General features: G+C 66.6%; 10 protein-coding genes. 7 read left to right on the forward strand and 3 right to left on the reverse strand.

Features of this window, described 5'->3' with window-relative positions; all coding sequences use genetic code 11:
• Positions 1 to 63 precede the first annotated feature (63 nt).
• From ABD663_RS13120 to ABD663_RS13140, 5 genes are all read left to right on the forward strand, one after another.
• Entirely contained in the window at positions 64 to 1,149 is a 1,086-nt protein-coding gene (locus ABD663_RS13120; protein WP_344739272.1) for a LacI family DNA-binding transcriptional regulator, read from the forward strand.
• Positions 1,150 to 1,342: 193 nt separating this feature from the next.
• The gene (locus ABD663_RS13125) at positions 1,343 to 2,182 is read left to right on the forward strand and encodes a sugar phosphate isomerase/epimerase family protein (RefSeq protein ID WP_344739274.1); all 840 of its coding nucleotides are present in this window, start codon (positions 1,343 to 1,345) and stop codon (positions 2,180 to 2,182) included.
• Complete coding sequence (locus tag ABD663_RS13130; RefSeq protein ID WP_344739276.1) at positions 2,179 to 3,219, forward strand: Gfo/Idh/MocA family protein; 1,041 nt, start codon at positions 2,179 to 2,181, stop codon at positions 3,217 to 3,219. The genes ABD663_RS13125 and ABD663_RS13130 overlap by 4 nt, the downstream gene beginning before the upstream one ends.
• A gap of 15 nt (positions 3,220 to 3,234) precedes the next feature.
• Positions 3,235 to 4,428 (forward strand): Gfo/Idh/MocA family protein, encoded by a 1,194-nt coding sequence (locus tag ABD663_RS13135; protein WP_344739278.1) that lies wholly within the window; start codon positions 3,235 to 3,237, stop codon positions 4,426 to 4,428.
• Positions 4,425 to 5,282, forward strand: a complete 858-nt coding sequence (locus tag ABD663_RS13140; protein WP_344739280.1) for a sugar phosphate isomerase/epimerase family protein — start codon at positions 4,425 to 4,427, stop codon at positions 5,280 to 5,282. Before ABD663_RS13135 ends, ABD663_RS13140 begins: the two co-directional genes overlap by 4 nt.
• Here the strand turns inward: ABD663_RS13140 and ABD663_RS13145 are convergent, their stop codons facing one another.
• From ABD663_RS13145 to ABD663_RS13155, 3 genes are read right to left on the reverse strand one after another with little or no spacing between them, the layout of a single operon-like run.
• Entirely contained in the window at positions 5,283 to 7,085 is a 1,803-nt protein-coding gene (locus tag ABD663_RS13145; RefSeq protein WP_344739282.1) for an ulvan lysase-like protein, read from the reverse strand. It abuts the gene before it with no gap.
• Positions 7,086 to 7,099: 14 nt separating this feature from the next.
• Complete coding sequence (locus ABD663_RS13150) at positions 7,100 to 8,182, reverse strand: LacI family DNA-binding transcriptional regulator (protein WP_344739284.1); 1,083 nt, start codon at positions 8,180 to 8,182, stop codon at positions 7,100 to 7,102.
• Positions 8,179 to 9,669: a sulfatase family protein gene (locus ABD663_RS13155; RefSeq protein ID WP_344739286.1), complete on the reverse strand. Its 1,491-nt coding sequence runs from the start codon at positions 9,667 to 9,669 to the stop codon at positions 8,179 to 8,181. The genes ABD663_RS13150 and ABD663_RS13155 overlap by 4 nt, the downstream gene beginning before the upstream one ends.
• On the opposite strand from ABD663_RS13155, the gene ABD663_RS13160 reads away from it, so the two are divergent.
• Positions 9,659 to 9,817: a hypothetical protein gene (locus ABD663_RS13160; protein WP_344740277.1), complete on the forward strand. Its 159-nt coding sequence runs from the start codon at positions 9,659 to 9,661 to the stop codon at positions 9,815 to 9,817. The two genes, ABD663_RS13155 and ABD663_RS13160, sit on opposite strands and share 11 nt — an antisense overlap.
• A gap of 106 nt (positions 9,818 to 9,923) precedes the next feature.
• On the forward strand, positions 9,924 to 11,471 hold the full coding sequence (locus tag ABD663_RS13165; RefSeq protein WP_344739288.1) for an ABC transporter substrate-binding protein: 1,548 nt from the start codon (positions 9,924 to 9,926) through the stop codon (positions 11,469 to 11,471).
• Positions 11,472 to 11,494 lie beyond the last annotated feature (23 nt).

Genomic DNA, 11,494 nt, shown 5'->3' on the forward strand with positions numbered 1-11,494 from the left:
CACGCGCTGGCGTGGGAGAGACCGCCGGTACCGCCGGGATGAAGGATGTCACCGAGGAGAGGAATGGCGCGCGTGCCGATGGGAGAGGTCCAACCTTCCGAACCGAGCCCCGAGGCCTCCGAGATCCCCGGGGAACTCGCGGAGCGCATTCGTCGTCGCGGAGGGCGGGCGACGATCTACGACATCGCCGAACTCGCGGGTGTCAGCCCGTCGACGGTGTCCAGAGCGCTCTCCAAGCCCGGGCGCATCAGCGCGAAGACGGAAGCACGAATTCGCGACGCGGCGAGTCGACTGAGCTTTCGCATCAATCCGATGGCGCGCGCCCTCCCTACCGGTCGGAGTCAGACCCTGGCGCTGCTGGTCGCGGACATCACGAATCCCGTCGTGTTCGGGATCGTCAGAGGTGCCGAGCACGAGGCAGCTCGAGCCGGCTACACCCTCGTCGTGGCGGAGTCGCAGGAGTCAGGCGAGACTGAGGCGGAGACCACGTCACGTCTCATGCCGAGCGTGGACGGCATCATCCTCGCCTCTACGCGCCTCAGCGACGACGCCATTCGGCTCACCGCGGCGCGCACGCCCGTCGTGCTCATCAATCGCGCGGTCTCCGAGGTCGACAGTGTCCTGCCCGACGTCGAGAAGGGCGTCGCCGAGCTCCTGAATCATCTGCACGCCCTCGGCCACAGGTCCATCGTCTACCTCGCCGGACCGCAGATCTCATGGGTGAGCGGCCGACGATGGGAGAGCCTGCTCGATTCATCCGAGGCGCTGGGGATGGCGATCGTCGAGATCGGCCCCACCACCCCCACGATCGACGGTGGTCGTGGAGCGCTGCGCAGGGTTCTCGCCTCGAAGTCGACGGCGGCGGTCGCGTTCAACGATCTCATCGCGATCGGGCTCATGCAGGCTGCTGCCCGACAGGGCGTCGAGATCCCGGGGGAACTGAGCGTCGCGGGCTTCGACAACGTGTTCGGCAGCGAGCTGATGTGCCCTTCCGTCACCACCGTCGGTTCGGAACTCGAACAGGCCGGACGTCGAGCGGTGCGTGTGCTGCTCGCTCGACTCGGCGGAGACGACGTCGAAGACGCATCGGAGCTGCTCGACACCGAGTTGATCGTCCGCGAGTCGACGGGCCCGCCTCGCGACGTCTGATCGAGGGCATCGCTCCCGTCGGCTCGCTCTGTTGGCTGGCGGCAGACTGGCAATCGGTTGACATTTGAGGTGATCCGCTGGAGACTCGAGAAGCGGTTCCGTTGCCACGCCGCCGATGACGAGGGTCGCCTCGATCGCGAAGGCGAGGCAGCCGGTCACGCTCCAGCCCCCAGCGACGAGAGGTCAGGCATCCATGGGTCACGCGAGTTGGACTCTGTCCGGGTTCGGAGACGAGATCGACCCTGATCCGTCGGTGCAGATCGCCGTGCTGCAGGCACTCGGTGCCTCGAACCTCGAGGTGCGAAGCGCCTGGGGCGTGAACGTCGCCGATTTCGACGACGCACAGGCTCAGGAGCTCGCACGGCTTCTCCGCGAACGCGCGATGACCGTTTCCGCCGTCGCGTCGCCCATCGGCAAGGTCAGCTCCGACACTCCGATCGACGACGAACTCACCCGCCTGCGCCGGGTCATCTCCCATGCGCACGCACTCGAGACAACGTACATCCGGATCTTCTCGTTCTATCCACCGGCAGGACACTCGGCGGACTCGGCACGCGACGACGTGCTGGCGCGGCTGCGGGCCCTGGCCACCCTGGCGGAGCGCGAAGGCGTGGTGCTTCTCCACGAGAATGAGAAGGGCATCTACGGAGACACCCCGCAACGTGTACTGGACCTGGTCGAGTCCGTCGGATCATCGGCCCTCCGTCTCGCGTGGGACAACGCGAACTTCGTGCAGGTGGGGGTGATCCCGTACACCGACGGCTGGGAGCTTCTGAGCTCGTACGTCGACTATCTCCAAGTCAAGGACGCGCGAGCTGCAGATGGCGTAGTCGTCCCCGCCGGCCACGGCGATGGGCAGCTGCGCGAGACCATGATCGCACTCCGCGACTCGGGGTACCGAGGCTATGCATCGCTCGAACCGCACCTGGCTTCGGCGCACGAGCTGGGAGGCTACTCCGGCCCGGTAGCCTTCGGCGAGGCGGCCCGCGCCTTCCGCGCCCTGGCCGACGAACTCGGGGTCACGCTCTCGTGAGTCGGCGCCGCGTTGCCGTGATCGGATGCGGAGACGTCTCATCGGTTCACTTCGCCGCGATCGCGGCGAACCCCGGCGTGGAACTCGTGGGCGTATGCGACACCGACGACAGCCGTCGGTCGCAGGCCGAAGCATCGACCGGAGCTCCCGGCTTCGCCGACCACCGCGCGCTGCTCGAGTCCGTCCAGCCCGACATCGTGCATGTCTGCACCCCGCATCATCAGCACGCCGAATGTGCGGTCGCCGCTCTCGACAGCGGCGTCCATGTTCTCTTGGAGAAGCCGCTGGCGGAATCGTCGGCTGGGGTCGACACGGTCATCGCGGCGGCAGAACGGTCGTCTGCGACACTGGGCGTCTGCTTCCAGAATCGATACAACCCTCCCGTCCAACGGCTCCATGAACTGCTGTCCTCCGGCCAGGCGGGCGAGATCCGCGCGGTGAACGCGACGGTGATGTGGAGCCGATCCGGCGACTACTACGCCGCGCGGCCATGGCGGGGTCGATGGGAGACAGCCGGAGGCGGCCTGCTCATGAATCAGGCGATCCACACGATCGATCTGCTGATCTGGATGTTCGGCGATCCGGTGTCGGTGCGCGGCGGTGTCGCGACCCGCGTGCACCCCCAGATCGAGGTCGAAGACACAGCCGACATGGTGATCACACACGACGGTGGTGTGCGCTCTGTGTTCTTCGCGACGGTGGCGAACGGCGACAATGATCCCGTCACACTCAACATCACCGCAGAGAACGCGACCTTCCGGCTGGCAGGGGGGCTGCAGGTGAGCTGGGCGGACGGGCGCGTCGAGAGCGTCGACGCGGATCCCGCGTCGGGTGCGCGCTCGTACTGGGGCTTGTCGCACCGTGCCCTGATCGACGACTTCTACCGCAGCATCGACGCGCAGATCCCGTTCTGGATCGACGGTGCGGCTGCCCGCACGTCGGTCGACGTCATCCAGGAGGTCTACCGCCAAGCCAGGCGCAACCAGGATCCGAGCCTCGCGCCCCGTGAGGCCGACACGCACGACGTTCGCGCATAGAGAGGATTCACATCAATGAGCGACAAAGTCAGACTCGGGATCATCGGGTACGGCACCCAGGGATCCATCTATGCGCAGCTCATCGCGCAGGGCCTCGTCCCCAGCATGGTCGTCGCAGCCATCGCCGATCCCGACCCCCGCAAGCGTGAGCAGATCGCCTCCGAGCATCCAACCGCCCACGTCTTCGCGCACTACATCGACATGCTCGACAGCGGCGAGGTCGATGCCGTGGTCACGTGTGTCCCCCACTATCTGCACCCCGAGCACGGGATGGCGGCGCTCGAGCGCGGCATCCATGCCTTGGTGGAGAAGCCGGCGGGGGTCTTCACCCGGCAGGTGGCCGAACTCAACGCGTTCGCCGCACGTCGTCCGGAACTGTCGTTCGGCATCATGTTCAACCAGCGCAACAATCCGCTGTACCGACGCCTGAAGGAGATCGTCGACGCGGGCGATATCGGCAGAGTGCTGCGCACCAACTGGATGATCACGACGTGGTGGCGGCCGCAGGGCTACTACGAATCGAGCGCCTGGCGGGCGACGTGGGGCGGCGAAGGCGGGGGCGTCCTCGTCAATCAGGCCCCGCACCAACTCGATCTGTGGCAGTGGATCTGCGGGACCCCCGAGAAGGTCTTCGCCAAGGCCGCGTACGGATTCCAGAGGGACATCGCGGTCGAGGACGAGGTCACCGCTCTCGTCGACTTCGGCGGAGGTGTCACCGGCACCTTCACCACGTCGACGCACGATCTGCGCGGCACGGATCGCCTGGAGATCGTCGGAGAACGGGGCAAGATCGTCGTCGAGGGCAGCCGCGTCGCCGAGGTCACGCGCTACGAACGGTCTGAGAGGGAGATCAGCGCCTCCATCGACGCCGACGCCGTCAAGCGAGTGTTCTCCGGGGAACTGGATCCGGCCCGGTTCTACACGACCGAGAGGATCGAGTTCACGTCGAAATGGGGTGAGCAGCACGCGGGCGTGCTCGAGAACTTCGCCCGCAACATCATCGACGGCACGCCGCTGATCGCTCCGGGATCGGATGGGATCGCGGGTGTGCGTCTCGCCAACGCGATCCACCTGTCGAGTTGGCTCGGCGTGGAGGTGGAGATGGACTTCGATGAGGACGTCTACCTCGCCGAGCTGAGCCGGAGGATCGACGCCGAGGGTGATGACGCCCCGCTGGGACGCGCAGCGATCGAAGGAGCGAAGCGATGATCATCGGGGCGCAGGCGATGATGCTGAAGGAGGAGTTCGCGGCCGACGGTGTGTTCGCGACCCTCGAGAAGCTGAGCGCGATCGGGTACAGGTCCATCGAAGTGAGCCAGGTGCCCATGGTGCCCGAGACGGTCGCCGAGCTGTCCCGAGCGCAAGTGGAGCTCGGGATGGATGTGACCGCGATCTCGTGCCTGCTCTCCGCGCCCGAGGACTCTCCGTTCGACGCGCTGGACGCTGACTACGACAAGATCGTCCGGGACGCGCACGCACTCGGTGCCGCACACGTCCGCATCGGGATCCTCACCTACGAGGCTCTCGCTTCCCGGGCCGACCTCGAGGACTTCTGCGACACGATCGAGGCCCATGGGCGCCGTCTCGCCGATGCGGGACTCACTCTCAGCTACCACAACCACCACGTCGACTTCATCCGATTCGAGGGGCAGACGGTGCTCGACGTGATCGTCGAACGCTGCCCGAGCGTGTCGTTGGAGATCGACGTGCACTGGGTGCAACGCGGTGGTCTGGATCCTGTGCGTACCCTCGCCATGTACGACGATCGGGTGGCGCTGGTTCACCTGAAGGACTACCGCATCGGCCATGTTCCCGAGGAGGCGTTCGCCCGGTACCACGCCGGCGAGAGAGGTGCGGTCCACGAGACGTTCTCGACCCTCGTCCAGTTCGCCGAGGTCGGTGAGGGATCTCTCGACTTCCCTGCCATCATCGCCGAGGCGGAGCGGATCGGAGTGCGGCATGCGTTCGTCGAACAGGACCAGCGATACGGGCGCACACCGCTCGAGGCACTCGAGACGTCCTACGCGAACCTCACGAAGATGGGATTCGGCGACAGGTTCTGACTAGCTCGTCAGGACGCTCATCCGGAGGGTGACCGTCGCCCCGGCGGAGCCGGCGAACTCCATCCGCAGCGGCACCGCTTCAAGCCCCGGCACCATGTTGAACACGCGCGGCGACACCGACATCGGGCACGAGCTCTCCAGGACGAGCGTGCCCCCCAGCCTGTCGATCTCCGTCCGCCGGGTCGACACCCGGCGGACGCGTTCGCCGGATGCGGAGATCACGGGCACCACCAGTGCGAGATCCATGAGCGGGTCGACCTGGTCGCGTGATGCGGTGATCGTGAGAGTGTCGGCGTCGAGACGGTAACCGATGGCGATCGCGGCGCTCGGCCCGGCGAGGTGCGTGCGGTCGGCTGTCTGGAGCGTCGCGCGCGCGTCCATCACGATGGTCGATCCATCGTCGGTCCAGGTCACATCCGCGAGCGGGTCGTACAGATGGGTGTACCACGCGCCGTCTGCGAAGCATTCGACGCGGGGCGTGAGGGCGTCGTCCTCGGCGGGATTCGGCTGCTGATTGCGCGGCTCGAACACGACGTATCGCGGCATGCTCCCCGCGGCGACCAGGCCGAGATCCTGATGATGGACCACGCCGAGTGCGCCGCCCATGGTGTGCAGCACCTCGTCGTGCGCGACCTCCGACAGGTATGCCCCGTCATATGCGGAGACCGTCGCGCGCCAGGGTCCCCGTGCGGCGAGCCAGACCGCCAGCTCCGGGAACTCGCGCACCCCGTCTGCGTCTTCGCGCGGCAGCACCGACTCCGCGCTGATGCCGGGCGCGTCAAGGGCGTTGTCCACCACGAAGGCAAGGGCCTTTGCATGGGCGAAGGTGTGGTGGACGCAGGGGGCGATGCCGGCTGACTGATAGTGCGGGCCGCCGTGCAGCAACCCCCCGTGCGTCAGGGATGCCAGCAGCTCCAGGTTGCGCATGGCGGCGAGTCCGAAGGTCGGGTTGCGCGATGCCAGGGCGAGGTACGCCGGCTGGCAGCCGTCGGACGTTCGGCTTCCCCAGTACGTCCACTTGAATTGTCGGGTCCCCCAGCTGTTGTCCCAGCCGCCGTCGGGCAGCATGAACTCCAGGTGGCTCGCCATCGAGGCGCTGAGTGCCGACAGCAGCGGCTCGTCGCCGTTCGATAGGGCGTACAGCACGACTCCGTTCAGGCTCTCCTCGACGTTGTAGCCGAGGTCGACCGGCCGCAGGCCACGTTCGCTCGTGTTCCGAGCGGGTTTTCCCTCCCCGAACAGCAGACCGTTGGGCTCGGTGAGGAACCCCGTGACCTCCCTCGACAGAACGTGCGCCCGCTCTCGCAGATCATCGCGCTCCAGAAGTCGTCCGATGAGGTCGAAGGCGTAGATCGCGGAAAGTCCGTAGTTGACATTGGTCACGTCGACCGACGTGAAGGTGTTCCACAGGTAGCCGTCGGCCGCCAGCGTCAGCCTCGTCGTCCACTCCGATCGCTGCGACGGGGTGAGCAGGTCACCGTGATGGTGAAGAGCCTCTGCGAGAGCGATCGCCCCGAAGACCGTCGTTCCTCGCCACGAGGCCGGGTCGAGATCGTTGGACCACGCCCCATCGGGCGTGCTGACGTTCGCGGACCACTCGTACAGCCGCACCGCCGCAGCGACCCATCGTTCGTCGCCGGTGATGCGTGCGCGCGAGAGGAACGGATAGAGCGCTTCCCAGCAGCGCCCGTGGATCCGCGGGCACGCGGGGCACACAAGCGCGCCGTCGCGCCGCGCGTCCTCGGGGTCGGTGATCTGGAGGGCGATCAGCCCTTCGCACCACTCGGCGAGAAGGGACGTCACCTCTGACGGCGCCGTCACTGTGAGTGCCCGCCCGCTTCCGCAGGCACGACGAGCGGGTCGCCGATGCATCCGCAGGACTGACGGACCACGAGCGTCGGGGTGACGGGGGAGAGGTCGTCGGCGCGGGCGGGTTCGCCGGCGATCGCGTCGAGGAGGATGGCGCCGGCTCCGCGTCCCAGTTCATCGGTGCCGATGGCGATCGTCGTCAGCCCGGGCGTGGTCATCGCCGAGGTGGCCAATCCGTCTATCCCGACGACCGCACATTCCGACGGCGACGCATCGACCTCGTTCAGGGCCTTCAACACGCCGATCGCGATGCTGTCGCTGTGGCAGACGACCGCGTCGGGCGGCGGCCCCTGCGTGAGAAGTTCACGGAACGCGCGATACCCCGCTTCGGCGGTCGGTGCGGTCGGCCTGCTCCACGGCTCGAGGTGGGTCACTTCCCGGCCGCTGATGATCTGCTCGAACCGTGTCCGGCGAGCGAGGTAGGGCGAGGCGGAGGCGATTCCGCCGAAATAGGCGACCGTCTGCGGGTGATGGTGATCGAAGAGGTGCGCGAGAGCCAGATCGACGATCTTCTCATCAGCCGCACCGACATAGGGTGCGGTTGCACCTTCTATCGATCGGTTGAGGATGACCAGGGGAACCGCCGCCGACGCGGGGATCGCCAGATCTTGGCGCTTCGTCTCCAACGCCGGGATGAGGACGATCCCGGCGGCGCGATCCTCGGTCAGCGCGCGGAGGACCGCGTGTTGCGCGTCGACACTCTCCAGCGTCGACGTCGACACGACGAAGAGGCCCTCGCTCGCGACCGAGGACTGCAGGCCAAGCGCGATGTCGGCGACGACGGGGTTCGCCACGTCGGGCACGACGAGACCGACCAGGTGACGCCGTTGCGTGCGCAGGTTGGCCGCTGCGCGATTGTAGACGTATCCGAGCTGCTCAGCCTTCGTGACCACTCTGGCGCGGGTGGCCTCCGAGATGACTGAGTGGCCCCGCAGGGCGAGTGAGACAGTCGATACCGAGACCCCGAGTGATGTGGCCAGATCCTGCATCGTCGGCGCTGCGGCGACCTCGCCGGGCGCGCTTCGTCTCATCGCTCCACCGTACTGGGGGCCCAGGGGCCTCCCCGTACGACGAGTGTCGATGACTCGGGGTCGCGCTCCAGGGCCTGCAGTGCCCGGGTGAGGTCGACGCTAGGCCTCTCACCGAGGCGGAGCGGCACGTTCGAGCTCAGGGCCGCGAAGTCCGTGGCATGCAGATCTTCGAAGTGCTCGCTCGCGAGCGCCCTCATGGTCGCCAGCACGTCAGCGCGGCGGGGGTTGTAGGCGACATTCATCGTCTCGCGGGAGTCATGGACGCGGTCGACGAGGAACTCCGCCCGATCGAACGCCGACCAGATGTACTTCCACTCGGCCGTGATGACCGCGTACAGGCCGAGCTCGCCGTCCTGGAACTGGCCGTAGACCGCGCGGTTCTGTGGGGGATTCGGCAGTAGAGTCGCGCCATCGCGAGTCTCGTGTTCGACACCCGCGAGGCTGAGCAGCGTCGGGCGGACGTCGAGCAGCGTCACCGGCTCCTGCCGGGACTCGTGCGCGATACCGGGCCCGCTGATGACGAGGGGGATCCGCGCGGCGGCGTCCAGGAACGATCGCTTGCCATAGGCGCCGTAATCGCCGAGGAACTCGCCGTGATCGGCGGTGACCACTACCACGGTGTTCTCTCGGAGGCCGGCGCGGTCCAACTCCGCGGTGATTCGTGCGATCTGCGAGTCGAGATAGCTGACAGACGCGTAGTAGTACGCCGCGCGAAGCTGTTCGAGGCGTCGATCGGTCCCGCCGTCGCGGTACTTGTAGCGATTCTGGAGACGATTGAACACCGTGAGCAGACTGTCGCTGCCTTCAGGGATGAACGGTGCCGGCATCACCGACGGTTCGAATCGCCGGTGCCACGGTGATGGCGGCGCGAAGGGCGGGTGCGGGGCGATGAAGCTCGACCAGAGCAGGAACGGCTGATCGTGGTCGTGCCCCGCGAGGAACTCGATGCTCTTGTCGGCCACCCAGTGGGTGTGGTGGAGGTGCTCGGGAACGGGGGACAGTTGCGGGACGTAATACATCTCGTCGCGCAACCCGTGGGGGTGTTCCACGTGCTCGAAGCCGTGGGATGCCACGAACCCGAGGTAGTCATCGGTCTCGGAGGTCCCGAACTCCTCACCGGTGTCGCGCGTCTGGAATCCCCTCAGCGCAGAGCCGTCCGGCGTGAAGTGCATCTTGCCGACCCCGTGCGTGCGGTACCCGGCCGCCGAGAGGTCGTCCATGAATGTCGAAGCCTGCGACATCGGCATCTCGTTGTCGAAGCACTCGCCGTGCTGCGGTTCGAGCCCCGTGATGAAGGACGAGCGTGCAGGCACGCACACCGGCGACGGCGTGTACGCGGAGTCGTACCGCGTTCCTGCCCCCGCGATCGCATCGATCGCGGGGGTTTCTGTCATTCGATTGCCATAGCAACCCAGGGCATCGGCCCTCAGCTGATCGGCGAACAGAATGACGATGTTCGGTCGGACGGCTGCTTCCATGCGCGCCATCACCTCGCTTTTCAAACGATTGAATTGGCGCTATCGTATGACGAACCGCGCGTCGGAGCAATCCACTGGCGCGAGGCGCCGCACCAGAGATCGCCGTTACTCGATCGTGACCGCCGTCGCCATTGACACGATTCATTCCCTGGAGTGACAATCGGTTGCACACCTCGGCACTCCCTCAACGCGGGAGATGTCGAAGCTCGAATGGAGAGCGAATCCCACTACGCGGCGTGGATGCCGTGCCAGAGGAGGCAACAATGAAGTTCCCAACCCGAAGAGCTGCGCTCGCGACCGCCGTGTCGTTGGCGTCGATCGCCCTCGTCGTCGGATGCACGGCTGCCCCCGAGCAGCCGGCAGGCGACGGCGGAACCGACACCGTCAGGGGCGAGTCCCTGACCCTCGGCACCGTGCTCGAGGTGAACTCGTTCGACCCGGCGCAGGCGCACTTCGCGCATCACCGCCAGTTCTTCCAGCCGACGTATGACTCACTCCTGCGCCAGGAGCCGGACGGGACGATCGTCCCCATGCTCGCGACGGAGTGGGAGTACAACGACGACTCGACCGAGCTGACCTTGACGATCCGTGACGATGTCGAATTCACAGATGGGACCGAGCTGGATGCGGACGCCGTCAAGTTCAATCTGGAGCGGCTCAAGGACGGCAACGGTCCCGCTGCGTCGACACTTGCGCTCGTGTCCTCGATCGGGGCGCCTTCCGACGACACCGTCGTGATCGAGCTCGATGCCCCGGACCCCGGACTGCTGTACAACATGTCGGTCCAGGCGAGCTTCATCGGCAGCCCCACGGCGATCGAGGCCGGCAGCATCGACACCCAGCCGGTAGGCAGTGGGCCGTACGTGATGGACGTCGCGGCGTCCGTTCCCGGATCCGAGTACACGTTCACCATCAACGAGGACTACTGGGACCCGTCGCTCCAGCACTACGACGAGATCGTGCTCAGCGTCATCCCGGATGCGACTGCGCGCCTCAACGCTCTGCTCGCCGGGCAGATCGACGGTGCGCTCCTGACGCCGAAGTCCCAGAAGCAGGCGGTTGACGGCGGGCTTGTCGATCATCTGGCCGAAGTCAACATCGCGGGGATCATGCTGCTCGACCGTGCGGGATCGGTGCTCGAGCCGCTGGGCGACAGCCGCGTCCGACAGGCGATCAACTACGCGATCAATCGCGAAGAGCTCGTCGCGCAGGTCGAGGTCGGACTGGGCACCCCGACTTCCCAGATCTTCCCTGAGAGCTCACCCGCGTTCAAGCCGGAGTATGAGGACTTCTACTCGTACGATCCCGACAAGGCGCGCGAACTGCTCGAGGAAGCCGGGTACGCGGACGGATTCGACTTCGAGATCCCGGCCGTGCTCGTCGACCCCGCGTTCCAGGCGGCCGTCAGCCAGTATCTCGGCGACGTCGGCATTCGCGTGACGTGGAACGAGCGTCCCGCGAGCGAGGGCATCGCCGTCGCGTCCTCCGGGGACTACGTCGCGTCGGTGAAGCCCAACGCTCAAGGCCCGACCTGGATCATGGCGAACCAGCTGTTCACCCCGGACGCGGTCTACAACCCGTTCCACAGCACCGATCCGCGGATCGAGAGTGCTATGGAGACGATTCAGTTCGGCTCGGAAGAGGAATCCGTCGCGGCTCAGCAGGAGCTGAACACCGTCCTCACCGAGGACGCATGGTTCGCGCCCTTCTACCGCCCGTCGCTGGTCTATGTGACCAACGCGGAGACCGACGTGGAAACGCAGGTCGGACAGGCCGTGCCGTCGCTGTACTACTACACGCCTGTCGGGTAGCAGTTCCTGCACGGCGAACGGGA

The sequence above is a fragment of the Microbacterium awajiense genome, assembly GCF_039536545.1.
Classification (GTDB): Bacteria; Actinomycetota; Actinomycetes; order Actinomycetales; family Microbacteriaceae; genus Microbacterium; species Microbacterium awajiense.

Excerpts from the sequence above, each read along its gene's own strand:
- ABD663_RS13140 (WP_344739280.1), top strand. The coding sequence starts at position 4,425 with ATGATCATCGGGGCGCAGGCGATGATGCTGAAGGAGGAGTTCGCGGCC.
- ABD663_RS13125 (WP_344739274.1), top strand. The coding sequence starts at position 1,343 with ATGGGTCACGCGAGTTGGACTCTGTCCGGGTTCGGAGACGAGATCGAC.
- ABD663_RS13120 (WP_344739272.1), top strand. The coding sequence starts at position 64 with ATGGCGCGCGTGCCGATGGGAGAGGTCCAACCTTCCGAACCGAGCCCC.
- ABD663_RS13155 (WP_344739286.1), bottom strand. The coding sequence starts at position 9,669 with ATGGCGCGCATGGAAGCAGCCGTCCGACCGAACATCGTCATTCTGTTC.
- ABD663_RS13135 (WP_344739278.1), top strand. The coding sequence starts at position 3,235 with ATGAGCGACAAAGTCAGACTCGGGATCATCGGGTACGGCACCCAGGGA.
- ABD663_RS13165 (WP_344739288.1), top strand. The coding sequence starts at position 9,924 with ATGAAGTTCCCAACCCGAAGAGCTGCGCTCGCGACCGCCGTGTCGTTG.
- ABD663_RS13150 (WP_344739284.1), bottom strand. The coding sequence starts at position 8,182 with ATGAGACGAAGCGCGCCCGGCGAGGTCGCCGCAGCGCCGACGATGCAG.
- ABD663_RS13160 (WP_344740277.1), top strand. The coding sequence starts at position 9,659 with ATGCGCGCCATCACCTCGCTTTTCAAACGATTGAATTGGCGCTATCGT.